The following is a 21,514-nucleotide window of genomic DNA, read 5'->3' as shown; positions in this document are numbered from 1 at the left end:
ACGCGACGCGTGGGTTCACGCGCCGTGTCCTAATGAAACGCCCCCGACGGCCGGAAACCAGGTACGACAGCCACGAATCGGTCGTAGTCGTAATTAAGTTGGTATCCGGGCGAGTCCCCGCAAGATCGGCAAGTGCCTCACTCCTCGACGCGGGCCACCGCGCGGGCCGCCTCCGCGCCGGAGTCGAGCAGCACCCGGAAGCCCTCCTCGTCGAGGATCGGCACCTTCAGCCCGGCCGCCTTGTCCGCCTTGGACCCGGGATTGTCGCCGACCACCACGAAACCGGTCTTCTTCGACACCGAGCCGCTGACCTTGCCGCCCCGGGACTGGATCGCCTCGGCGGCCTGGTCCCGCGAGTAGCTGGCCAGGGTGCCGGTGACCACCACGGTCACCCCCTCCAGCGGTCGCGGCCCCTCCCCCTGCGCCTCCTCGGCCATCCGGACGCCCGCGTCGGCCCACTTGCGGATCACCTCGCGGTGCCAGTCGACGGCGAGCCACTCCCGGATGCTGGCGGCGATGGTCGGCCCGACACCGTCGACGGAGGACAGCTCCTCCTCGGACGCGGCGTCGACCGCCTCGATCGACCGGAAGTGCCGGGCGAGCGCCTGCGCGGCGGTCGGCCCGACGTGCCGGATGGAGAGGGCCACCAGCACCCGCCACAGCTCGCGTTCCTTGGCGACGGCGAGATTGTCGAGCAGCTTGACGGCGTTGCTGCCGAGACTGCCGTCCTTGTTGACGAAGAACGGCGAGGTGGCCAACTGGTCGGCCTCGAGCGAGAACAGGTCGCCCTCATCGGTGATGACCTGCGCGTCGAGCAACGCGGCGGCGCTCTTGTAGCCGAGCGCCTCGATGTCGAACACCTTGCGCCCGGCCAGGTGATAGACCCGCTCGCGCAACTGCGCCGGGCAACTGCGCGAGTTGGGGCAGCGGATGTCGACGTCGCCCTCCTTCGCCGGGGCGAGCGGGGTGCCGCAGGCCGGGCAGACGGTGGGCATGACGAACGCCCGGGCGTCGGGCGGACGCAGCTCGACCACCGGGCCGAGCACCTCGGGAATCACGTCGCCGGCCTTGCGGATGACCACCGTGTCGCCGATCAGCACCCCCTTGCGCTCCACCTCGCGCGCGTTGTGCAGGGTCGCGTACGCGACGGTGGAGCCGGCCACCTTCACCGGCTGGAGCAGCGCCCGGGGCGTGACCCGACCGGTCCGTCCCACCTCGACCTCGATGTCGAGCAGGGTGGTGTTGACCTCCTCGGGTGGATATTTGAAGGCGATCGCCCAGCGGGGTGCGCGGCTGGTCGAGCCGAGCCGGCCCTGGATCGGCACCGGGTCGACCTTGACCACCACGCCGTCGATCTCGTGCTCCACGTCGTGCCGGTGCGCGGCGTAGTGCGCGATGTAGTCCCGGACGCCGGCCAGATCGGGCACCACCCGCCACCGGTCGCTGGTGGGCAGCCCCCAGGCCCGCAACGCCGAGTACGACTCGGACTGGGTGGCCGGCTGGAAGCCGCGCCGGGCACCGATGCCGTGCACCACCAGACGCAGCGGTCGGGACGCGGTGATCCGTGGGTCCTTCTGCCGCAGGCTGCCGGCGGCGGCGTTGCGCGGGTTGGCGAACGGCGCCTTGCCCTGCTCGACCAGGCCCGCGTTCAGGTCGGCGAAGGCGGCGACCGGGAAGTAGATCTCGCCGCGCACCTCGATCAGCTCGGGGACCGGGCCGAACTCCGCCGAGTCGGTCAGCCGGCCGGGCACGTCCCGGATGCTGCGCACGTTGGCGGTGACGTCCTCACCGGTGCGGCCGTCGCCCCGGGTCGCCGCCCGGACCAGTCGACCCGACTCGTAGGTGAGGTTGATCGCCAGCCCGTCGACCTTCAGCTCGCACAGGTAGGGCACCGGGCCGCCCGCGTCCCGCTCGACCCGCTCGGCCCACGCCGCCAGCTCCTCGTCGGCGAACGCGTTGTCCAGCGACATCATCCGTTCGGCGTGCGCGACCGGGGCGAAGTCGGTGGAGAAGGTGCCGCCGACCCGCTGGGTCGGCGAGTCCGGGGTGCGTAGCGCCGGGAACTCCTCCTCCAGCGCCTCCAACTCCCGCAGCATCCGGTCGAACTCGGCGTCCGAGACGGTCGGCGCGTCGAGCACGTAGTAGCGGTACTGGTGCTCGGTCAACTCCTGGCTCAGCGTGGCGTGCCGTTCCCGGGCCTGCGGGGTGGGCTCGGCGCCGGCCGCCGCCTCCTGCGCCGCGCTGACCTGCTCGCCGATGGCTTCCTCGGACACCCCGCGACCTCCTGTGATGGGTACCCCGGCACGGTATCCGGCGGGTCGGACAGTTCGCCGACAACCCCACCGCTTCCCGCCGGTCAGCGCCGCTCCCCGCCGGAGGTCGGCGCGTGTTCCGCCAGCGGTGAACGCTGCCGGGCGGCGGTCAGCGCTGCCAGGCGGTGGCGAGGGCGGCGAGCTGGTCGGCGTACTCGATGCGACCGGCCCAGTCGGCGGGCCAGGCGGCGACCCCCACGGCGGCACCGACGAAGGCCCCGGCGAGCGCGGCGATCGAGTCGGAGTCACCGGCGGTCCGGGCACCCCGGGCCAGTGCCCCGACCGGGTCGTCGGCGTGCCGGACCGCGCAGTACAGCGCGGTCGCCAGGGCCTCCTCGGCGATCCAGCCCTCACCGGTCCACCGGCACGGGTCACCGCCGTCGTCGGGGTCGGCGAGCGCCGCGTCGAGCCGGGCCAGCACGTGCAGGCACTCGTCCCAGCCCAGGGCGATGAACTCGGCGGGTGACCGCGCGCCCGCCCGCTGCCACAGGTCACCGAGCCAGTCGGCGCGGTAGGTACCGTGCTGATCGCGGGCCCGCGCGGCGAGCAGGCCGGGCAGGTCGGCCAGGGCGGCGCCCTCGACCAGCAGCCGCACCGCGTACGCGGTCAGTTCGCTGGCCGCCAGGCCGGTCGGGTGCCCGTGGGTCAGTCCGGCCTGAAGCTGAGCCAGTCCGGCGAGGGTGTCGAGGTCGACGTCGAGCAGACCGACCGGGGTGACCCGCATGTTCGCCCCGCAGCCCTTCGACTCGATCTGGGTGGCCTGCTGCCAGGGCAGCCCACGGGACAGCTCGCCGCAGGCCCGCAGGCAGGTCATCCCGGGCGCGCGGTTGTTGTCCGGGCTGGCCGCCCAGGCCAGGAAGCGCTGCCGCAGCAGCGGCTCGACGATCTCGGGGGTGTACGCGGGCGCGTCGTGCAGCGCCCAGCCGACCGCGAGCGCCATCTGGGTGTCGTCGGTGACCAACGCCGGATCACCGGCCAGGTCCCGGGGGCCGGTCGGGCCGTATCGCCGCTCGATCTCGGCCACGGTGAGGAACTCGGTGGGCTTGCCCAGGGCGTCACCGTAGGCGAGTCCGAGGAGCGAGCCGGCGGCCCACCCGTACACAGGACTGATCATGATGGCGATCATGCCCGCTCGGACGGGCCCGCGCGACGGTCAGGTCTTCCGGCTTGCTGCCCCCGAGCGGAGGGCCGAAACCTCACTCCTCGACGATCCGGCGCCCCGCGTCGCGGCAGGCGGACAGGACCGCGCGGACGTACGCCGGGGTGGCGCCGGCCAGGCCGCAGGCGGGGGTGATCACCACCTGCTCGGCGAGCCGGCGACGCGGGAAGCCGAGCCGGTCCCAGAGGGTGCGGACCCGGTCGGCGACCTGGGCCGAGGTCGGTGCGCGACCGGCCGGGACGGTGCCCGGCGCGGCACCGGCGAACAGGCCCAGCCCGGCGTCGATCGCCTCGCCCAGTGGGTCCAGGTCGGTGACCAGGTCCAGGTCGAGGGCGACACCGACCGCGCCGGTGGCTCGGATCAGGTCCAGCGGGACGTCCGGGGCGCAGCAGTGCACCACGGTCGGTACGCCGACCGCCTCGACCACCGCGGTCAGCAGCGCCCGCGCGTCCTCCGGCTGCACCGCACGGTAGGTGCCGAAGCCGCTCTCGGTGGGCACCCGACCGGCCAGCACCGCCGGCAGCGACGGCTCGTCCACCTGGAGCAGGACGGCGGCCCGGGGCACCCGGCGGGCCACCGCGGCCACGTGGGCGCGCAGCCCCTCGGCGAGCGATTCGGTCAGGTCGCGGACCGCGCCGGGGTCGCGCACCATCCGGCCGCCGACCGGCAGCTCGACCGAGGCGGCGAGGGTGAACGGACCGGGTGCCTGCACCTTGATCGGACCGGCGTACTCCTCGGCCTGCTCGGCGAGCTGGTCGAGGTCGCGTTCCATCAGGTCCCGCGCGCGGCGCAGGTCCCGGCCGGGGCGCAGGGCGACCCGCCAGCGCGCCGCGTACAGCTCCACCGGCAGCTCGACCAGCAGGCCGGCTCCGCGCCCGATCATGTCCGCGCCCGGGCCACGGGCCGGTAGCTCCGGCAGATGGGGCAGGGCGGGCAACTCACCGAGGACGATCCGCTGCGCCTCGGCGATGTCGGTGCCGGGCAGCGATCCGATGCCGGTCGCCGCGCCCGCAGGCCAGGGCCAAACCTGATCACTCACGGCCGAAGGGTACCGGTCAGTCGGTGATCGTGGCGGAGCCGAGCACGATGTCACCGGCCGGGTCAGGGCGGTACGCGACGATCGCCTGGCCGGCGGCGACGCCCCGGACCGGCTGCCGCAGGTCGGCACGGAGCGTGTCACCGTCCACGGTGACCTCGGCCGGCACCACGACGCCGTGTGCCCGCAGCTGCACCTCGCACTCGATCGGGCCGTCGGGGCGTGGGCCACCGGTCCAGACCGGGCGGGTGGCGCGCACCTCGGCGACCTCCAGCGCCTCGGCCGGGCCGACGGTCACCGTGTTGGTCGTCGGCGTGATGGAGAGCACGTACCGGGGTCGGCCGTCCGGGGCCGGGCGGTCCAGGTGCAGGCCGCGTCGCTGGCCCACGGTGTACGCGTACGCACCGGCGTGCGTGCCCACCACCGCGCCGGTGCTGGCGTCGACCACGTCGCCGGGCGTCTCGCCGAGCCGCTGGGCCAGGAAGCCCCGGGTGTCGCCGTCGGCGATGAAGCAGATGTCGTGCGAGTCGGGCTTGTCGGCCACCGCCAGGCCCCGGTCGGCGGCCTCCTGCCGGACCTGCGCCTTCGTCGAGTCACCGAGCGGGAAGATCGAACGGTCCAACTGCGCGCGGGTGAGCACGGCCAGCACGTACGACTGGTCCTTGGCCAGGTCGACGCTGCGCCGCAGCAGCCCGTCCGCGCCTAGTCGGGCGTGGTGGCCGGTGACCACGGCGTCGAAACCCAGAGCCACCGCGCGGTCCAGCACCGCCGCGAACTTGATCTTTTCGTTGCAGCGCAGGCACGGGTTGGGGGTACGTCCGGCGGCGTACTCGGCCACGAAGTCGTCGACCACGTCGGCGTGGAAGCGGTCGGCCATGTCCCACACGTAGAACGGGATGCCCAGCACGTCGGCGGCGCGGCGGGCGTCCCGGGAGTCCTCCAGGGTGCAGCAGCCCCGCGCTCCGGTGCGGTAGGTCTGCGGGTTGCGGGCCAACGCCAGGTGCACGCCGGTGACGTCGTGACCGGCCTGCACCGCCCGCGCCGCCGCCACGGCGGAATCCACGCCGCCGGACATCGCCGCCAACACTCTCACCCGGACCACGCTCCCTTCCCACCGAGCCTATCTCCGCGCCGCCGGTCGGCGGTCGCCCCGGTCCACGCTGGGCCCGTGTCGAAGCCGGGCGTCGCCTGGGCTCACCGCGCCGTGTCGGCCCTGCGTCAGCGCGGCGTCCGCAGCGCCGCCGCCCGCCGGGCCCGGTCGACGGCCCCCGGCAGGGCGGCGATGAGCGCGTCGACCTCACCGGCGGTGCTGGTGTGGCCGAGCGAGAAGCGCAGCGAGGAGCGGGCCCGGTCGTCGTCGGCGCCCATCGCCAGCAGGACGTGCGAGGGCTGCGCCACCCCGGCGGAGCACGCCGAACCGGTCGAGCAGGCGATGCCCTGCGCGTCCAGCAGGAGCAGCAGCGCGTCGCCCTCGCAGCCGGGGAAGGAGAAGTGCGCGTTGCCGGGCAACCGGTCCGTCGGGTCGCCGTTGAAGACCACCTCGGGCACCGCCTGCCGTACCCGGTGGACCAGGTCGTCGCGGAGTGCGGCGACCCGGGTGGCGTACTCCTGCTGGCCCTTGACCGCCGCCTCGACGGCGACCGCGAAGGCAACGATGCCGGCGGTGTCCAGGGTGCCCGACCGCACGTCGCGTTCCTGGCCGCCGCCGTGCAGCAGCGGCACCGCCGCGACGTCCCGGCCCAGCAGCAGCGCGCCGATGCCGACCGGGCCGCCGAGCTTGTGGCCGGTCACGGTGAGCGCGGCGGCGCCGCTGGCGGCGAAGTCGACCGGCACCTGGCCGACCGCCTGGATCGCGTCGGTGTGGAACGGGACGCCGTACTCCGCGGCGACCGCAGCCAGCTCGCCGACCCGTTGGACGGTGCCGACCTCGTTGTTCGCCCACATCGCGGTGACCAGGGCCACCCGGTCGCCGTGCGCGGCCAACTCGGCGCGCAGCGCGTCGGGGTGCAGCCGACCGGTGCCGTCGACCGGCAACGAGCCCACCTCGGCGCCCTCGTGCGCGCCCAGCCAGTCCACCGCGTCGAGCACCGCGTGGTGCTCGACGGCGCTGGAGACCACCCGGATCCGCCCGGCGTCGGCGTCCCGGCGCGCCCAGAAGATGCCCTTGACCGCGAGGTTGTCGCTCTCCGTACCGCCGCCGGTGAAGATCACCTCGGACGGCCGGGCGCCCAGCGCGGCGGCCACCCGTTCCCGCGACTCCTCGACCCGCCGCCGGGCGCGCCGGCCGGACGCGTGCAGGGAAGACGCGTTGCCGACCTCGCGGGCGGTCGCGACGTACGCCTCCAGTGCCTCGCCGAGCATCGGAGTGGTCGCGGCATGATCCAGGTAAGCCATCACGGTTCAGCCTAACGACCGCGCCCGCCTGGATCGCAGTCCGGAGTACCGGCCGCCGGACTCACGCCGGAACCGCCGTCACCACGATGTTGTCGCGATACCTGCGGGCCTGGGCGTCGAACGGTCCCCCGCACGTGATCAGCGTCAGCCGGGGCCGGCCGTCGCGGGCGAAGTACCGCTCCAGCGGGATCTTCGTCTTGTCGTACTCCTCCCGGGCGACGACCCGGTAGCCGCGCGGGGTGCCGTCCGCGCCGGTGACCGTGAGGGTGTCGCCCGGCGCCAGCTCCCGCAGTCGCCAGAAGGCGCCCCGGCCCTGCTCCGCGCTGTCGACGTGCCCGGCGATCACCACCGAACCGGCGTCGGCCTCCAGCCCGGGACCGAAGCGGTACCAGCCGATCCGGTCCACGCTGGGCGGTACGTCGAACTCGCCGCTGCGCGCGTCCACGCCGACCGGGTCGACCCGCGCGACGACCTCGATCGCGGGGATGCGCAGGCGTACCGGGGGCACCGGGGTCGCCGCGTCGGGCAGTCCGCCGGGGCGTACCGCCACGCTCGGGCCCACGGTCGACGGGGTCGGGCTGGCCAGTGCGACGGCCTGCTCGGCGCCGACACTGCCGGACGGGCGGGAGGCGACCGCCACCACCCCGACAATGGTGAGCGCGGCGGCGCCGGCGGCGAGTGCCGCCAGCGCCGCACGGTTGACGACGCTCACCGGCGACCCGGGACGGTGCGGGCCACCCGGACCCCGCCCAGCAGGAGCAGCAGCACCCCGGCACCCGCCAGGACGTACCAGCCGGTGGTCAGCCCGGTGCCCGCCTCGCCGCCGGTGCCGCTGGGCACGCCGGAGGGCGCCGAGTGCAGCCCGGTGATGGTCTGCGCCACGATGTCCAGGTTCTCGGCCTCGGCGGAACCGATGGCGTAGACGATCGTCGCGGTCCCCTCCCGCAGGTTCAGGTCGGCGGGTCCGATCACCACCGTGTCGGTACCGGCGAGCACCACGTCCGCCGAGACGCTGCCCGCGTCCACGTCGCCCTTGGCCTCGTTCGGGTTGGTCAGGTCCTCGAAGACCGGCGTCCCACCGGCGCGGACGTCCACCGCCGGGGCGGCGGCGGTGTGCCGGACGATCAGCCGGGCCTTGCCGGCGTCCACCTTGGCGGTGTCGTTGACGAACGGCGTGATCTTCGGCTTGCCCTCGGCGTCGAGGTGGGCGGCGAGGCTGAGGTTCGCCCCGCCCGGCACCTCGGCGTCGTCCACGGTGAGGATGGCCTGCCCGATCGGCTCGCCCGGCTTGGTCAGCGCAATGTCGTACCGCCCCTCGGCCAGGTCCAGCGGACCCGCCACGTCACCGGGCTTGAATCCTTCCAGCGTCTTCTCGCCGTTGACGTACACGTCGACCGGGGTGTCCGGGATGCCGTGCACGACGGAGACCTTCGAGGTGGCGGCGTAGGCCGGGGTGGCGGTGGCGACGCCGGCGGCGACGAAGGTCAGCGCGGCGGCCGCGCCGCCCGCGGCGATCCGACGAAGGTACGCGAGCTGCATGTCTGCCTCCTGATGGTTCGTACTGGTTCGTTGGTGTTGCTGACATCCCGAGTTACGCCGGTACGTCGCCGCCTGGATGCGCCGGGAATCGACTTTCTTTTCTTCCTCGCAAGCGCATCCGGCGGGGTGGTCCCGGACGAAGAGACATCGAGGAGCCGCTGGGCTGACAGAGGGGACGGCGCCGGTGAGAGCTACAGTCGGGCATGCCCCCAACCAGGCGACCTGTCCCGTGACCGGGGCCCGGCACGAGCCGGGGACACCCGAGGACGACCTCGCCGACCGGTTCCGCCACGGCGACGAACTGGCATTACGCGAGGCGTACGACCGCTACGGCCGTGCCGTGTTCCATCTGGCCACCAGCACCCTGGTCAACCGCAGCGACGCGGAGGACGTCACCCAGGCCACCTTCGTCGCCGCCTGGCTCGGCCGGGACACCTTCGATCCCGCCCGGGGCTCGTTGGTCGGCTGGTTGCTCGGGATCGCCCGGCGCAAGGTGGTGGACCGGCTGCGGTCGGTCAGCCGGGAGAACCGGGTGACCGAGGCGGTACGCCGACTCCCCGAGCCGGCCACCGGCGGTGCCGACCCGGACGTCGTGGTGGACCGGCTGGTGGTCGCCGACGAACTCGCGCGGCTCCCCGCCGACCAGCGACGCATGTTGGAGCTGGCCTTCTTCGACGATCTGACCCACCAGCAGATCGCGGCGGTGACCGGTGTGCCGCTGGGTACCGTCAAGAGTCACATCCGACGCGGCATGGCGAGTCTGAAGCGCAGATGGGAGGTGGACGGTGCCGCACCTGGAGCACGACCGGCTGGTCTTTCTGGCACTCGGTGAGAGCGAGGCGGAGGAGGTCGACCGCACCCACCTCGACGGCTGCCCGCACTGTCGTGGCGAGTTGGAGGACCTGCGGCACGTCGCGGGTCTCGGCGCCGCCACCCAGGGTCTGGGCGGCCTGCCCGATCCGCCGGAGCACGTCTGGCAGGGCATCACGGCCGAGATCCGGGCCGCGCAGGACCTGCCCGGGCTGACTGCGGACGGCCGGCGGCGACCACCCGTGCCGCGTACCGGGGACACCCCGGCGGGCGACGACCTGCCGGCGGGCACCGACGCGGGTCCGGTGGCACCGGGCCGGCGTACCCGGGTCCCGCGCTGGCTGGCGACCGTGACCACCGCGGTGGCCGCTGCCGCCGTCGGCGTGGCCGGCACCGTGGCCGTGTTGGGCGGGGGCTCGACCGACCCGGCCCCGCCGGCCCAGACGGTGGTGGCCAGCGCCCGGCTCGACGCGTACGGCAGCACGCCGGCTCAGGCCCGGGGGGACGCGCGGGTGCTCGACAGTGGCGAGCTTCATCTGCATGTCGCGAATCTCCCGGCCGTGCCGGGGTACTACGAGGTCTGGCTCATCAACCCGAACACCATGGAGATGTTCTCGATCGGCGTACTCGGCACCGGCAGCGAGGTGCTGCTGCCGCTCCCGCCCAACGTCGACCTCGGGCAGTACTCTGTTGTCGACGTCTCCGCCGAGCAGTACGACAACGACACCGCCCACTCCGGGGACAGCCTGTTGAGGGGCTCCTTGACGGGCTGATCGGCGGGCCGGTTCAGCTCCCCGGCCCGCCGATCAGCTCCCTCGGCGCAGACGACGAAGCCGCCGCCCGGTGTTCCGGGCGGCGGCTTCGCGATCACGCCTCACTTGCGCTTGCGGATCTCCTCGGCGGCCTGCGGGACGATCTTGAACAGGTCGCCGACCACGCCGAAGTCAGCCAGCTCGAAGATGGGCGCCTCGCCGTCCTTGTTGACCGCGACGATCGTCTTCGAGGTCTGCATGCCGGCCCGGTGCTGGATCGCACCGGAGATGCCGAGCGCCACATAGAGCTGCGGCGCGACGGTCTTGCCGGTCTGACCGATCTGGAACTGGTGCGGGTAGTACCCGGAGTCGACGGCGGCCCGGGAGGCGCCGACCGCGCCGCCGAGCAGGTCGGCCAGCTCCTCGACCAGCGTGAAGTTGTCGGCGTTGCCGACCCCACGACCGCCGGAGACCACCACACCGGCCTCGGTGAGCTCGGGGCGCGAGCCCTTCTGCTCGGCCACCCGGTCCACGACCCTGGCCAGCTTGTCGGTGTCGCCGACGGTCACCGTGAGCTGCTCCACCGCCGGGGTGGCGGCGGCCGGGGCCGGGGTGACCGAGTTCGGCCGGACGGTGACCAGCGGCAGGCCACGGGTCACCTTGGAGGTGACCACGGTCGAGCCGGCGAAGGCCACCTGGGTGGCGGTGCCGTCGGCGGCCAGGGCCACCACGTCGGTCAGGATGCCGTTGTCCAGCTTGACCGCCAGCCGGGCGGCGATCTCCTTGCCCTCCTGCGAGGAGGCGAGCAGGACGGCGGCCGGCTGCACCCGCTTGACCAGGTCGGCGACCACGGTGGCCTTGGGCGCCACCAGGTAGCCGTCGATCTCCTCACCCTCGGCGGCGTAGATCTTCTCCGCGCCGTACTCGCCCAGCTTGCCGGCGAGCGCGTCGGCGGCACCGGCGCCGCCGAGCACCACCGCCGCCGGAGTGCCCAGCTCGCGCGCGAGGGTGAGCATCTCCAGGGTGACCTTCTTGACGCCGAACTCCCGAGTGGCTTCGACGACGACGAGAACCTCAGACATGTCCCACACCCCTCACACGAACTTCTCGGTGGCGAGGAACTCGACCAACTGGGCGCCACCGGAGCCGTCGTCGGTGACCTTGACCCCACCGGAACGCGGCGGGCGCTTGCTGTGCTCCAGCACCGTGCTGGTCGCCCCGGCGAGGCCCACCTCGTCGGCGGCCACACCCAGGTCGGCCAGGCCCAGGGTCTGCACCGGCTTCTTCTTGGCCGCCATGATCCCCTTGAACGACGGGTACCGCGGCTCGTTGATGGTGTCCCAGACGGAGACCACGGCCGGCGTCGAGGCGGTGACCACCTCGTAGCCCTCCTCGGTCTGCCGCTCCACGGTCAACGTGCTCCCGTCGACGGTGAGCTTGCGGGCGCCGGTCAGCGCCGCCACGCCCAGCCGCTCGGCCAGCATGTGCGGCAGCACCTGCACCCGGCCGTCGGTCGACTCGGCACCGCAGAGCACCAGGTCCGCGCCGAGCTGCCCGAGCGCCGCGGCCAGCACCTTCGAGGTGGCCACCGCGCAGGAACCGTGCAGGGCGTCGTCCACCACGTGCACCGCCTTGTCCGGGCCCATCGACAGCGCCTTGCGGATCGACTCGGTCGCCCGATCCGGACCCATGGTCAGGATCGTCACCTCGCCGCCGTGCGCCTCCTTGATCTTCAACGCCTCTTCGATGGCGTATTCGTCCATCTCGTTGATGACGTTGTTCGCCGAACCGCGGTCGACAGTGTTGTCGTCAGTACGCAGGTTGCGGTCCGCGCCCGAATCGGGCACCTGCTTGACGAGTACGACGATGTTCATCGCGCTTCGACGACCCTCCTGCTGTGGTGGTGTGCTCAATCGCCCCTGGTCTGGGGCGCAGCCTTGCGTGTCTGTTGCCGTCAGGTCAACCGTGGGCTGCTGTGCAGTTGCCCACGACGCGATGTTACCTGTCGGTAGCATAGGCTTCTGTGCGCGACCGACGTGACGCAGCTCACCGATGTGGCCGTCGGTCAGGACGAGTCGCCCAGGACGTCCTTGATCCGACCGATCGCCTCGGCCTCGGCCGGGCTGACCCCTTGGTGGGCGCGCGCGGTCCGGTCGGCGGCGGCCAGCACCACCTCGCGGTAGACGCCGACGTCCTGCGGCGCCTTCTCGGTGAGGATGCCGACCGCCCGACGCAGCGCCGGCAGCACCACCGACTCGATCTCCAGCGCCGAGTCACGCGGCAGCTTCGGCAGCGGGCCGCTGGTCAGCGCCTCCTTCACCACTCCGCTGGCGTCGGAGATCGCCCCGGAGGCGGCGAAGCTCTCCCGGAAGACCGCCAGCAGGCCGGGCTCGGCGTTCGAGACCATGAGGACCGCGCCGAAGGCACCCGTCTTGAGGGTCAGCTTCTCCTCGTCGGTCAGCCGCTGCGTCATGATCACGGAGTGTAGACGTAGGGCGTGGTGGTGGTGACCGCGACGAGGCCGAGCCGCTCCAACAGCGGACGACTCTCCGCACCGGCGTCGACCTGCAACAGCGTCCGGTCCCGCTGCCCGGCCGACCGGGCCCGGTAGGTGACCAGCGCCCGGTAGATCCCCTGCCGCCGCCACTGGGGCCGGGTCGAACCGCCCCAGAGCGTGGCGAAGGTGGTCTCCGCCGGATACCGCACCCAGCCCGCGCTGACCACCGTCGAGTCCGCCTCGGCCACCACGACGGTGATCGACTGCGGGTCGGCGTCGATCTCACGGGCCAGCCCGTCGGCCAGGCCGGAGAGGTCCTCGCCCCAGAGCTGCGTCTCCAGCTCCGCGATCCGCTCCAGGTCCGCACGGCCGGTCACCTCACGCAGGTGTACGCCCTCCGGCACCACCGGCAGCGCGGAGGCCAGCGGCGCGACCGGCCCGACCATGACGGACTCCTCCGCCTCCGGCGTGAACCCGGCCGCGCGCAGCCGCTGCGGCAGGTCGGCCGGGTCGTCGTGACCGTGCAGCTTCCACTCCACCGGCTCGCGCCGCCCGACGGCGACCGCCACCTGCCGGGCGATCAGTTCGTCCAGTTCGGTGCCGCTCAGGCCGCCGAGATCGCGATAGGTCACCAGGCCCCGGCCGTCCAGCCCGAGCACCCGGAACAACGGACCGTCCCGCTCCACCAGGACCCCGTCCGGCACCGGATCGGGCAGTCCCGGCCGCAGATGGGTGTCGTACGTCGTGCGCAACGTGATCGCGTCAAGATCCGTCATGTTTCCAGTTATGCCCGACCGGAACCGGATAATCACCTGCGTGTGGCAGTTGATCAAGAATTGGTTCGACCCGCAGGAGATGCGGTCGGTGGGGCGTACCCCCGACTACCGCTTCTCGCTGGCCAACGAGCGGACCTTCCTGGCCTGGCTGCGGACCGGGCTGGCACTGATCGCCGGTGGGCTCGCCGCCGCGCAGTTCCTGCCGGAGATGCCGGCGTCCTACCTGCGCGAGGTGATCTCGGTGGCGCTGCTGCTGCTCGGCGGGGTGGTCGCGCTGCGAGCGGTGGACCACTGGGCGCGCAGCGAACGCGCCATCCGGCTCGGCAGGGAGCTGCCCGCGTCCCGGTTCCCGGCCGTGCTCGCCCTGGTCGTCGCGCTCGGCGCGCTGCTGCTCACGGTGGCGGTACTGGTGGGCGCGGTGGGTCGATGAGCGCGACCCGCGACCCCGGGCTGCAACCCGAGCGGACCCGGCTGGCCTGGCGGCGCACCGCGCTGGCGATGACCGTGGTGGTGCTGCTGGCCGTCCGGCTCGCCCTCAGCGGCGGCCCCGTCGGGGCGCTGCCGGCCGCGCTGGCCGTGCTGGGGTGGGTGGCGGTGGTCACGCTCTGTTGGCGGCGGAGCATCACCGTCGGCGCGGTCGCCGGCGGGGGCCGTACGCTCGCCCTGGTGGGGCTGGGTACGGCCGGATTCGCCCTGCTCGGCGTGCTGCTGGTGCTGCGCGGGGTGTGACCATCTCGTCGGGTAGGACATGATGGGTACATGGCCCGGCTGTACATCCTCCTCTTCGTGGTGCAGGTCGTCCTCGCCGTCTGCGCCCTGATCAGTTGCCTGTCCGCCGAGGAAGACGACATCCGTCACCTACCCCGGATCGCCTGGGTGCTGATGATCCTCTTCGCCCCGCTGATCGGCTCGATCGCCTGGTTCGTCGCCGGGCGCAAGCGGGGGGCCGACGGTGGCGGCATGTGGTCGACGGGCGCGCGACCGGCCGAGCGGGGGCCCCAGCGGCCGCTCGCCCCGGACGACGACCCCGAGTTCCTGCGCTCGATCCAGGAGCGGTCCCGCAAGGAGGACCAGGAACTCTTCCAGCGCTGGGAGGAGGACCTGCGTCGGCGCGAGGACGACCTGCGCCGACGTGAGGGCGACCCGCCGCGCGAGGAACCCCGCCCCGAGGTGTGACCGCCGGGGCGGGGTCCGTGCTCAGGCCAGGTTCGAGGAGCGGGGGTACGCGTCGGCCGGGTCGGTGAGCACGTTGACCAGGTACGGCACTCCCGCGTCGAACGCCCGCGCCAGGGCGGGTCCCAGGTCGGCCGCCTTGGCGACCGTCTCCCCCGCACCGCCGAGCGCGCTCACCACATGGTCGTACCGCAGCTCGGGCTGGAGGTCGGCGGCGACGTCGTAGCCGTACATGGCCCGCATCGGGTGCTTCTCCAGGCCCCAGATGCCGTTGTTGCCGACCACCATCACCACCGGCAGCTTCTGCCGGACCAGGGACTCGACGTCCATCAGCGAGAACCCGGCCGCGCCGTCGCCCATCAGCACGCAGACCTGCCGGTCCGGGTGGGTGATCCGGGCCCCCATCGCGTAGCCCATGCCGGTGCCCAGGCAGCCGTACGGGCCCGGGTCGAGCCAGGTGCCGGGCTGGGCCGGCTCCAGGTAGCGCCCGGCGTACGAGACGAAGTCGCCGCCGTCGCCGATGGTGACCGCGTCGCGGGCCAGGACCTTGCGCAGCTCCCCGTAGACGCGGGCGGGCCGGATCGGGTCCGTCTCGGCGGCCATCTCCTCGGCGTCGCGGGCCTTGGCGGCGTCCTCGGCGGTGCGCAACTGCGCCACCCAGTCGCCGTGGTCGGTCCGCTCGCCGGTGTACTCGGCGAACGCGGTGAGCACCGCCCGCAGGTCACCGGCGGGGGCGGCGGCCGGCTCGACGTGCGAGGCGCGCTGACTCGGCGCGTCCACCACGTGCACCACCGTGGCGTCGCCGAAGTCACCGAAGGAGAGCCGGAAGTCCAGCGGGGTGCCGACCACGACGACCACGTCGGCGCCGGAGAGGGCGACCCGGCGGGCCTTGGCGAAGGCCAGCGGGTGCTCCGGCGGCAGCGCGCCCCGGCCCATGCCGTTGGTGAAGACCGGCACGGTGAGCGCCTCGGCGGCGGCGCGCAGGGCGTCCACCGCGTCACCGGCGTACACGTCGGAACCGGCGACGATCACCGGGCGAGCCGCACCGGCGATCAGCCGCGCGGCGGCGGCCACCTCGTCGGGGTCGGCCTCGACCGGCTCGACGCCCGTCGCCGTCGGCAGCTCGGCGTCGCCCACCGAGAAGATCGCCTCCAGCGGGAAGTCGAGGAAGACCGGCCCCCGGTGTGGGGTGAGCGCGGTGCGCAGCGCGGCGGCGACGGCCCGGGGGATGTCGTCGGCGGTGAAGACCGTCTCGGCGTGCTTGGTGACCGGGGCGACCAGCGGCAGGTGGTCCATCTCCTGGAGGCTGCCCGAGCCCCAGCGGAACTGCGGGGCCCGGCCGCCCAGCACCAGCACCGGCGAGGCGTTGAAGTACGCGCTGGTCAGCCCGGACACGCCGTTGGTCACGCCCGGCCCGGCGGTGAGCACGGCCAGGCCGGGGCGACGCTGGAGCTTCGCCACCGCCTCGGCGGCGAAGACCGCGGACTGCTCGTGCCGCACGTCGTAGATCGGGAAGTCGGCCTTGTACGCGGCGTCGTAGAGCGGGAACACGTGCCCGCCGGAGAGGGTGAACATCTCCCGCACCCCGTACGCGCGCAGCGCCGCGAGTGCGAGTTCCCCGCCGTGCCCCTCGATCCGCTCCGTCATTCCCGCTCCTTATCGTCGGCCGACCGAAGTCACACGCTACTGGCCGGTAGCTGGAATGTGAACCATCTTCATCGACCGGTGAAGTCCGGCTTCCGCTTCGCCACGAACGCCGCCATCCCCTCCCGCCGGTCGTCGGTGGCGAACAGCCCCGCGAAGAGCTGACTCTCCCAGGCCAGGGCGGAGTTCAGGTCCATGTCCAGGCCGCCGTCCACGGCGAGCTTCGCCGCCCGCAGCGCCTGCACCGGGCCGCGCAGGTACGGCTGCACCAGCGCCACCGCCGCGTCGTAGACCTCGCCGGCCGGCGCGACCCGGTCGGCCAGACCGATCCGCAGCGCCTCCTGTGCGTCCACCATCCGGCCGGACATGATCAGATCCTTGGCCCGCGCCGGCCCGATCAGCCGGGCCAGCCGCTGGGTGCCGCCGGCACCGGGGATGATGCCGAGCTTGATCTCGGGCTGGCCGAGCTTGGCGTCCTCGGCCACCACCCGCCAGTCACAGGCCAGCGCCAGCTCGCAGCCGCCGCCGAGGGCGTACCCGGTGATCGCGGCCACCACCGGCTTGGGGATCCGGGCGATCGCGCCGAGCGCGCTGGACAGGTCGGCCGCCCGGTCGGACATGTCCACGTAGGACATGTCGGCCATCTCCTTGATGTCCGCGCCGGCCGCGAAGACCTTCTCGCCGCCGTACACGATGACCGCGCGGACCTCGGGATCGGTGGTGGCGGCCGATGCGGCGGCCCGCAACTCCTCCTGCACCTGGGTGTTGAGCGCGTTCATCGGTGGCCGATCCAACCGGATGGTGCCGATGCCGTCCCTGGTCTCCAGCCGCACGAACTCACCCACGCTGAGCCTCACTTCCTCGTCGAAGTCGCCCGCCAACCTTACGGCGCACCTGGTCGGGCACGTAGTCTGGCCGCCAGTCCCACCACCCGGAGTTCCCGCGATGGTCACGTACTACGACGACAGGTCCGTTCAGGTCACCTCCCGCGCCGTCACCGTCGACGGCGACTCATACCCGCTGACCGAGATCAGCGAGGTCTGGCACCACCGGGGCAGCCTGTCCTGGCGGGTGCTGGCCGGACGCGGCGCCCTCGGCGCGGCGATGGTCGTCCCGCTGGTCTTCGCCGTCATCGGCATCGTCATCGGCATCTGGCTCGACAAGTCCCCGACCGTCACCGTCGCCGTCATCGGCACCTCCGTGCTGATCGGCCTGGCCGCCGGGCCCATCGCCGACCAGCTCTTCGAGTACTTCGACCGCTCGTACGCCCGGGGCAGCCGCCAACGGGAGGTCTGGATCCGCTGGCGCGGACACCCGGTCCGGCTGCTCCAGACCCCGGACGCGCTGCGGTTCGGGCAGATCTACCGCGCCGTGCAACGGGCCATGGAAGCGAACGAACCGGCCCGGCCGCCCCGCCGTCGCTGACCGCGCTGAACTCCGTGTGAGGCGATGCTGACCTCCGCGTGACAGACACGGAACGCCCGGAGGTGGTTAGGCTTAGTGATGGCGCTCTATTACCGGGACGACACGGTGCAGGTGACGTCGGAGTCGATCCGGGCCGCAGGACACGTCATCCCGATGGCCGAAGTGACCTACGTCTGGCACGCCAAGGGACAGACCACCCTCGCCGTACGGGGGCGGGTGCTCGGCCGGGGCGTCCTGGTCCTGCTGCTCTCCCTGCCCCCACTGGTCGGGCTGGTCTGCGTGATCTCGCTGGCCTGGTCCGCCTCGGACCGGGGCGAGTGGATGCCCGCCCTGATCGTCTTCGCCGCCTGCGTGGTCATCGCGCTGGCGCTGGTGCCGTTCCTGGAGATCCCGCTCGGCTGGCTGGACCGCTCGTACGAGCGCGGCAACCGGGTCAACGAGCTGTGGGTGCAGTACCGGGGCCAGGAGGTGATGGTGCTGCGTACTCCCGACGCGCTGCGGTTCGGGCAGATCTACCGGGCGGTGCAGCGCGCCGTCGAGCAGCAGGGCGACCACTGGTGACCGGCCGCGCGGTGCTGGCCGGGGCGGCGCACACTTGACGCCATGGCGATCCCTCTTCCCCGGCCGACCTCGGTCGTCGGTCTCACCCGTTCCGCCCTCGACCAGGCCGCGTCGTTCGCGGCGGTCCCGACCCGCGCGTTCGCGGTGCTGGACGGCGTGGAGGAGCTGCTGAACCGGATCAACGGCGTGGTGGACCGGATCGAGGGCGTGGTGGACCGGGTCGAGCAGACCCTGGAGCGCACCGACCAGATGCTCACCGACGCCGACGTCGCCGTCCGCGAGGTGGCGGTGATCAGCGCGGCGGCCACCACCGCCGTGCAGCAGGCCACCGAGCTGACCGGCACGGCGGCCCGGGTGATCGGCGAGGCCGAGCGGGTGTCGGCCGCTGCCGCGACGGTGGTGGCCAACGCCGAGCAGGTGTCGACGGCCGCCGCCACGGTGGTGGCCAACGCCGACCGGGTGGCCCGCGCGGCCGAGGGCGCTGTCGACACCGCGACGTCGGTGGCCGGGCGGGCCGCCGGCACGGTGGGCGCGGCGGCCGAGGCGGCGGCCACCGCGGCCGAGCTGCTGGCCGCGTACGAGCCGGCGCTGCGCCGGGCCGCCCCGATGGCCAACCACTTCGTCGAGCAGCTCAGCGAGGAGGAGGTCACCGCCGCCGTCCGCCTGGTCGACGAGCTGCCGAGGCTGCGGGAGCACCTCACCTCGGACGTCCTGCCGATCCTGGCCACCCTGGACCGGGTCGGCCCGGACCTGCACGACCTGCTCGACGTCACCCGGGACCTCAAGCTCGCCGTGGCCGGCATCCCCGGCCTGGGCATGCTGCGTCGACGGGGCGAGAAGCTGAGCGACGACGTGGGCTGATCCCACCCCGGCGGAACGCCCCGGACGGTGGCCGGGAGACGGTCAGCAGTCGCAGGCGACGGCCGGGCGGCGGCCGATCGGCGCGGCGGGCGCGGTCAGCTCGTCCACCGGCCGTCGGGTCACCCCGGTCCCGGTGACCACCGGCAGGCCCTCGCGGACCCAGTACTCGTAGCCGCCGCGCATCTCCTTGACCGCATAGCCGAGCCGGGCGAACTCCAGCGCCGCCCGGGTGGCGCCGTCGCAGCCGGGACCCCAGCAGTACGTCACCACCCGCGCTCCGGGCGGCACCGTCGCCGCCGCCTGGTCGGCGATCCGGGCGGTGGGCAGGTGCAGGGCCTCGGGCAGGTGGCCCTGTTCCCAGGCATCGTCGCCCCGGGAGTCGACCACCACCAGATCGGGCACCCCGGCGGTCAGGTCGGCGTGCACGTCGGAGACGTCGGTCTCGTACCGGAGCCGGGCGAGGAAGTGGGTGACGGCGGCGTCCGGCACGGCGGCCGGTACGGCGAAGGCACGGGTCATGGCTCCGATCCTCGACCGGTACGGCGTCGACGACGAGTGGCGGTGACGCCGTACTGCGCTAACATCCCGCCATGACTCCGGCGGACCGCACCGTCGCCGTGCTCGCGTACCCGGGGATGTCGGTCTTCGAGACCGGGATCGTCACCGAGGTCTTCGGGCTGCCCCGGCCCGAGCTCGGCGTGCCCTGGTACGACCTGCGGCTCTGCGCCGAGCGGCCCGGCCCGGTGCCGCTGATCGGCGGTGCCGCCCTGCACAGCCCGTACGGCCTGGACGACCTGGCCGCCGCCGGGACGGTGATCGTGCCCGGGGTGCCCGACGTGCACGGCACCCCGTCGCCCGAGCTGGTCGCCGCCCTGCGCCGGGCGCACCGGGGCGGCGCCCGGGTGGTCTCCCTCTGCTCCGGCGCGTTCGCACTGGCCGGCGCCGGCCTGCTGGACGGGCGTCGGGCCACCACCCACTGGCGGTACGCCGACCTGCTGGCCCGCCGCCACCCGCAGGTGACGGTGGACCCCGACGTGCTGTACCTGGACGACGGGGACGTGGCCACCAGCGCGGGCAGCGCCGCCGGCCTGGACCTCTGCGTGCACCTGGTCCGACGGGACCACGGGGTGGCGGTGGCCAACGCGGTGGCCCGGCGGCTGGTGATCCCGCCGCACCGCGACGGCGGTCAGGCGCAGTTCATCGAGTCCCCGGTGACCCCCGGCCCGGACGACGACCGGATCGCCGGCAGCCTCGCCTGGGCGTTGGCGCACCTGAGCGAACCGCTGACGGTGGCGACGCTGGCCCGGCAGGCGCACATGTCACCGCGCACCTACCTGCGGCACTTCGCCCGGGCCACCGGCACCAGCCCGATCCGGTGGCTCATCGACCAGCGGATCCGGTCCAGCCTGGCGCTGCTGGAGACGAGCGACGCACCGGTCACCGAGATCGCCGCCGCGGTCGGCTTCGACACGTCGGTCACCTATCGCCACCACTTCGCCCGGGCGATGCGGACCTCGCCGTCGGCGTACCGCCGGGCGTTCCGCGCCGACGGCGACACCGCACCGGCGCGCGCGACCGACCCCGGCGGCGGACGCCGCAACGGCCGTGCCGGTCAGGGTGCCGGGACGTAGAGCTGGTCGATCTCGGCCCGGTGCGGCAGCGACACGCTCGCGCCGAGCCGGCGGACGCAGGCCGCGCCGGCCGCCGCCGCCCAGCGGACCGCGTCGACCAGGTCCCGGCCCTCGCCCCAGGCCACCGCGAGTGCGGCGGTGAACGCGTCACCGGCGGCGGTCGAGTCCACCGTGTCCACCGGCACGGCCGGCACGTGCACGGCGGTGCCCTCCCGGTCCCCGTACCAGGCGCCCTGCCCGCCCAGGGTGAGCACCGCCCGGGGCACCAGGTCGAGCAGTGCCTGCGGCTCGTCCCGGCCCCGCCCGGTGTACGTCTGTGCCTCGTTCTCGTTGACCACCAGCAGGTCCACGGCGGCCAGGAGTTCCGGTGGCAACGCAATGGCCGGCGCGGCGTTCAGCACCACCCGGGTGCCGGCGTCCTTGGCGGCCACCGCCGCCTCGGTCACCGTCTCGACCGGGATCTCCAACTGGGCCACCAGCACGTCCGCGTCGCGTACGGCGGCCAGTTCGGCTTCGGTGAGCGCGGTCATCGAGCCGTTCGCGCCCGGCGTCACCAGGATGGCGTTCTCACCCTCGGCGTTGACCATGACCAGTGCCACCCCGGAGGCGCCGTAGCTGGTGCGGAGGTGACTGGCGTCGACCCCGGCGGCGGTGATCCGGGCCCGCAGGGTCACCCCGAACGAGTCGGACCCGATCGCGCCGAGGAAGGTGCAGGCGGCACCGGCGCGGGCGGCGGCGATGGCCTGGTTGGCCCCCTTGCCGCCGGGGACCATGACGAAGTCGGTGCCGAGCGTGGTCTCCCCCGGCCGGGGTAGGGCCGGCGCGGTGGCGACCAGGTCCATGTTCGCGCTGCCCACCACGACGACCCGGGTCTGGCGCACGGAAGCCTCCTGCGGCTGGCTCGTGTGTGTAAGGAGGGGTCCCCTGCTATACCGCAGGCGTTA

The 21,514-nt window shown here is 73.5% G+C and carries 24 protein-coding genes; 9 read left to right on the top strand and 15 right to left on the bottom strand.

Annotated features, from left to right (window positions below; genetic code table 11):
• Positions 1 to 137: 137 nt before the first annotated feature.
• The 7 genes from ligA to ABT008_RS04250 form a co-directional block, all read right to left on the bottom strand.
• Entirely contained in the window at positions 138 to 2,273 is a 2,136-nt protein-coding gene (gene ligA / locus ABT008_RS04280) for an NAD-dependent DNA ligase LigA (RefSeq protein ID WP_350693516.1), read from the bottom strand.
• Positions 2,274 to 2,421: 148 nt separating this feature from the next.
• Positions 2,422 to 3,426, bottom strand: coding sequence for an ADP-ribosylglycohydrolase family protein (locus tag ABT008_RS04275; RefSeq protein ID WP_350693515.1), 1,005 nt, complete (start codon positions 3,424 to 3,426; stop codon positions 2,422 to 2,424).
• Positions 3,427 to 3,508: 82 nt separating this feature from the next.
• On the bottom strand, positions 3,509 to 4,510 hold the full coding sequence (locus tag ABT008_RS04270; protein WP_350693513.1) for a methionine synthase: 1,002 nt from the start codon (positions 4,508 to 4,510) through the stop codon (positions 3,509 to 3,511).
• Between the two features lie 16 nt (positions 4,511 to 4,526).
• On the bottom strand, positions 4,527 to 5,600 hold the full coding sequence (mnmA, locus tag ABT008_RS04265; protein ID WP_350693511.1) for a tRNA 2-thiouridine(34) synthase MnmA: 1,074 nt from the start codon (positions 5,598 to 5,600) through the stop codon (positions 4,527 to 4,529).
• A gap of 125 nt (positions 5,601 to 5,725) precedes the next feature.
• Positions 5,726 to 6,901, bottom strand: coding sequence for a cysteine desulfurase family protein (locus ABT008_RS04260; protein ID WP_350693510.1), 1,176 nt, complete (start codon positions 6,899 to 6,901; stop codon positions 5,726 to 5,728).
• A 61-nt stretch (positions 6,902 to 6,962) separates the two neighbouring features.
• Positions 6,963 to 7,613, bottom strand: a complete 651-nt coding sequence (locus ABT008_RS04255) for a class F sortase (RefSeq protein WP_350693509.1) — start codon at positions 7,611 to 7,613, stop codon at positions 6,963 to 6,965.
• Positions 7,610 to 8,440: a DUF4397 domain-containing protein gene (locus tag ABT008_RS04250; RefSeq protein WP_350693508.1), complete on the bottom strand. Its 831-nt coding sequence runs from the start codon at positions 8,438 to 8,440 to the stop codon at positions 7,610 to 7,612. Before ABT008_RS04250 ends, ABT008_RS04255 begins: the two co-directional genes overlap by 4 nt.
• Before the next feature lie 229 nt (positions 8,441 to 8,669).
• On the opposite strand from ABT008_RS04250, the gene ABT008_RS04245 reads away from it, so the two are divergent.
• Together ABT008_RS04245 and ABT008_RS04240 are read left to right on the top strand one after the other, a co-directional pair.
• Positions 8,670 to 9,272 carry an RNA polymerase sigma factor gene (locus tag ABT008_RS04245; RefSeq protein WP_350694060.1) on the top strand — a complete coding sequence of 201 codons (603 nt, stop codon included), beginning with the start codon at positions 8,670 to 8,672 and terminating at the stop codon, positions 9,270 to 9,272.
• Entirely contained in the window at positions 9,226 to 10,023 is a 798-nt protein-coding gene (locus ABT008_RS04240) for an anti-sigma factor (RefSeq protein ID WP_350693506.1), read from the top strand. Before ABT008_RS04245 ends, ABT008_RS04240 begins: the two co-directional genes overlap by 47 nt.
• Before the next feature lie 101 nt (positions 10,024 to 10,124).
• On the opposite strand, the gene ABT008_RS04235 is transcribed toward ABT008_RS04240, so the two are convergent.
• The 4 genes from ABT008_RS04235 to ABT008_RS04220 all read right to left on the bottom strand — a co-directional run bounded on the left by ABT008_RS04235 (position 10,125) and on the right by ABT008_RS04220 (position 13,275).
• Positions 10,125 to 11,084: an electron transfer flavoprotein subunit alpha/FixB family protein gene (locus tag ABT008_RS04235; protein ID WP_176092906.1), complete on the bottom strand. Its 960-nt coding sequence runs from the start codon at positions 11,082 to 11,084 to the stop codon at positions 10,125 to 10,127.
• Positions 11,085 to 11,096: 12 nt separating this feature from the next.
• Positions 11,097 to 11,876 carry an electron transfer flavoprotein subunit beta/FixA family protein gene (locus tag ABT008_RS04230; protein WP_350693504.1) on the bottom strand — a complete coding sequence of 260 codons (780 nt, stop codon included), beginning with the start codon at positions 11,874 to 11,876 and terminating at the stop codon, positions 11,097 to 11,099.
• Positions 11,877 to 12,067: 191 nt separating this feature from the next.
• Positions 12,068 to 12,481: a hypothetical protein gene (locus ABT008_RS04225; RefSeq protein ID WP_350693502.1), complete on the bottom strand. Its 414-nt coding sequence runs from the start codon at positions 12,479 to 12,481 to the stop codon at positions 12,068 to 12,070.
• Positions 12,478 to 13,275 (bottom strand): GNAT family N-acetyltransferase, encoded by a 798-nt coding sequence (locus tag ABT008_RS04220; protein ID WP_350693501.1) that lies wholly within the window; start codon positions 13,273 to 13,275, stop codon positions 12,478 to 12,480. The genes ABT008_RS04225 and ABT008_RS04220 overlap by 4 nt, the downstream gene beginning before the upstream one ends.
• Positions 13,276 to 13,315: 40 nt before the next feature.
• Here ABT008_RS04220 and ABT008_RS04215 point away from each other — a divergent pair, with 40 nt between their 5' ends.
• The 3 genes from ABT008_RS04215 to ABT008_RS04205 are packed head-to-tail and all read left to right on the top strand — an operon-like array spanning position 13,316 to position 14,451.
• Positions 13,316 to 13,705: a DUF202 domain-containing protein gene (locus ABT008_RS04215; RefSeq protein ID WP_350693499.1), complete on the top strand. Its 390-nt coding sequence runs from the start codon at positions 13,316 to 13,318 to the stop codon at positions 13,703 to 13,705.
• Positions 13,702 to 14,004 carry a DUF202 domain-containing protein gene (locus ABT008_RS04210; protein ID WP_350693497.1) on the top strand — a complete coding sequence of 101 codons (303 nt, stop codon included), beginning with the start codon at positions 13,702 to 13,704 and terminating at the stop codon, positions 14,002 to 14,004. The genes ABT008_RS04215 and ABT008_RS04210 overlap by 4 nt, the downstream gene beginning before the upstream one ends.
• A 30-nt stretch (positions 14,005 to 14,034) precedes the next feature.
• Positions 14,035 to 14,451: a PLD nuclease N-terminal domain-containing protein gene (locus tag ABT008_RS04205; protein ID WP_350693495.1), complete on the top strand. Its 417-nt coding sequence runs from the start codon at positions 14,035 to 14,037 to the stop codon at positions 14,449 to 14,451.
• A gap of 21 nt (positions 14,452 to 14,472) precedes the next feature.
• Here the strand turns inward: ABT008_RS04205 and ABT008_RS04200 are convergent, their stop codons facing one another.
• The gene (locus tag ABT008_RS04200; protein WP_350693494.1) at positions 14,473 to 16,095 is read right to left on the bottom strand and encodes an acetolactate synthase; all 1,623 of its coding nucleotides are present in this window, start codon (positions 16,093 to 16,095) and stop codon (positions 14,473 to 14,475) included.
• 68 nt (positions 16,096 to 16,163) lie between these two features.
• Positions 16,164 to 16,937, bottom strand: coding sequence for an enoyl-CoA hydratase/isomerase family protein (locus ABT008_RS04195; RefSeq protein WP_350693492.1), 774 nt, complete (start codon positions 16,935 to 16,937; stop codon positions 16,164 to 16,166).
• Positions 16,938 to 17,037: 100 nt separating this feature from the next.
• On the opposite strand from ABT008_RS04195, the gene ABT008_RS04190 reads away from it, so the two are divergent.
• The 3 genes from ABT008_RS04190 to ABT008_RS04180 all read left to right on the top strand — a co-directional run bounded on the left by ABT008_RS04190 (position 17,038) and on the right by ABT008_RS04180 (position 18,939).
• Positions 17,038 to 17,517: a DUF6232 family protein gene (locus ABT008_RS04190; RefSeq protein WP_350693491.1), complete on the top strand. Its 480-nt coding sequence runs from the start codon at positions 17,038 to 17,040 to the stop codon at positions 17,515 to 17,517.
• A gap of 78 nt (positions 17,518 to 17,595) precedes the next feature.
• Positions 17,596 to 18,078 carry a DUF6232 family protein gene (locus ABT008_RS04185; protein ID WP_350693489.1) on the top strand — a complete coding sequence of 161 codons (483 nt, stop codon included), beginning with the start codon at positions 17,596 to 17,598 and terminating at the stop codon, positions 18,076 to 18,078.
• A 42-nt stretch (positions 18,079 to 18,120) separates the two neighbouring features.
• On the top strand, positions 18,121 to 18,939 hold the full coding sequence (locus tag ABT008_RS04180) for a hypothetical protein (protein WP_350693488.1): 819 nt from the start codon (positions 18,121 to 18,123) through the stop codon (positions 18,937 to 18,939).
• 42 nt (positions 18,940 to 18,981) lie between these two features.
• On the opposite strand, the gene ABT008_RS04175 is transcribed toward ABT008_RS04180, so the two are convergent.
• Positions 18,982 to 19,458, bottom strand: coding sequence for a rhodanese-like domain-containing protein (locus ABT008_RS04175; protein WP_350693486.1), 477 nt, complete (start codon positions 19,456 to 19,458; stop codon positions 18,982 to 18,984).
• Between the two features lie 71 nt (positions 19,459 to 19,529).
• Here ABT008_RS04175 and ABT008_RS04170 point away from each other — a divergent pair, with 71 nt between their 5' ends.
• The gene (locus tag ABT008_RS04170) at positions 19,530 to 20,570 is read left to right on the top strand and encodes a helix-turn-helix domain-containing protein (RefSeq protein ID WP_350693484.1); all 1,041 of its coding nucleotides are present in this window, start codon (positions 19,530 to 19,532) and stop codon (positions 20,568 to 20,570) included.
• Here the strand turns inward: ABT008_RS04170 and ABT008_RS04165 are convergent.
• Positions 20,552 to 21,451, bottom strand: a complete 900-nt coding sequence (locus ABT008_RS04165) for a ribokinase (protein WP_350693482.1) — start codon at positions 21,449 to 21,451, stop codon at positions 20,552 to 20,554. The genes ABT008_RS04170 and ABT008_RS04165 overlap by 19 nt on opposite strands.
• Positions 21,452 to 21,514 lie beyond the last annotated feature (63 nt).

Origin of the sequence: Micromonospora sp. NPDC002389, from assembly GCF_040296095.1 — a bacterium.
Classification (GTDB): Bacteria; Actinomycetota; Actinomycetes; order Mycobacteriales; family Micromonosporaceae; genus Micromonospora.
The sequence above is the reverse complement of the archived record's forward strand: the minus strand, read 5'-3'. Positions and strand labels throughout refer to the sequence as shown.

What these genes read in the sequence shown, in the direction of transcription:
- ABT008_RS04275 (WP_350693515.1), bottom strand. Translation starts at nt 3,426, where the DNA reads ATGATCAGTCCTGTGTACGGGTGGGCCGCCGGCTCGCTCCTCGGACTC.
- ABT008_RS04260 (WP_350693510.1), bottom strand. Translation starts at nt 6,901, where the DNA reads ATGGCTTACCTGGATCATGCCGCGACCACTCCGATGCTCGGCGAGGCA.
- ABT008_RS04250 (WP_350693508.1), bottom strand. Translation starts at nt 8,440, where the DNA reads ATGCAGCTCGCGTACCTTCGTCGGATCGCCGCGGGCGGCGCGGCCGCC.
- ABT008_RS04235 (WP_176092906.1), bottom strand. Translation starts at nt 11,084, where the DNA reads ATGTCTGAGGTTCTCGTCGTCGTCGAAGCCACTCGGGAGTTCGGCGTC.
- ABT008_RS04230 (WP_350693504.1), bottom strand. Translation starts at nt 11,876, where the DNA reads ATGAACATCGTCGTACTCGTCAAGCAGGTGCCCGATTCGGGCGCGGAC.
- ABT008_RS04220 (WP_350693501.1), bottom strand. Translation starts at nt 13,275, where the DNA reads ATGACGGATCTTGACGCGATCACGTTGCGCACGACGTACGACACCCAT.
- ABT008_RS04210 (WP_350693497.1), top strand. Translation starts at nt 13,702, where the DNA reads ATGAGCGCGACCCGCGACCCCGGGCTGCAACCCGAGCGGACCCGGCTG.
- ABT008_RS04205 (WP_350693495.1), top strand. Translation starts at nt 14,035, where the DNA reads ATGGCCCGGCTGTACATCCTCCTCTTCGTGGTGCAGGTCGTCCTCGCC.
- ABT008_RS04200 (WP_350693494.1), bottom strand. Translation starts at nt 16,095, where the DNA reads ATGACGGAGCGGATCGAGGGGCACGGCGGGGAACTCGCACTCGCGGCG.
- ABT008_RS04190 (WP_350693491.1), top strand. Translation starts at nt 17,038, where the DNA reads ATGGTCACGTACTACGACGACAGGTCCGTTCAGGTCACCTCCCGCGCC.
- ABT008_RS04185 (WP_350693489.1), top strand. Translation starts at nt 17,596, where the DNA reads ATGGCGCTCTATTACCGGGACGACACGGTGCAGGTGACGTCGGAGTCG.
- ABT008_RS04180 (WP_350693488.1), top strand. Translation starts at nt 18,121, where the DNA reads ATGGCGATCCCTCTTCCCCGGCCGACCTCGGTCGTCGGTCTCACCCGT.
- ABT008_RS04175 (WP_350693486.1), bottom strand. Translation starts at nt 19,458, where the DNA reads ATGACCCGTGCCTTCGCCGTACCGGCCGCCGTGCCGGACGCCGCCGTC.
- ABT008_RS04170 (WP_350693484.1), top strand. Translation starts at nt 19,530, where the DNA reads ATGACTCCGGCGGACCGCACCGTCGCCGTGCTCGCGTACCCGGGGATG.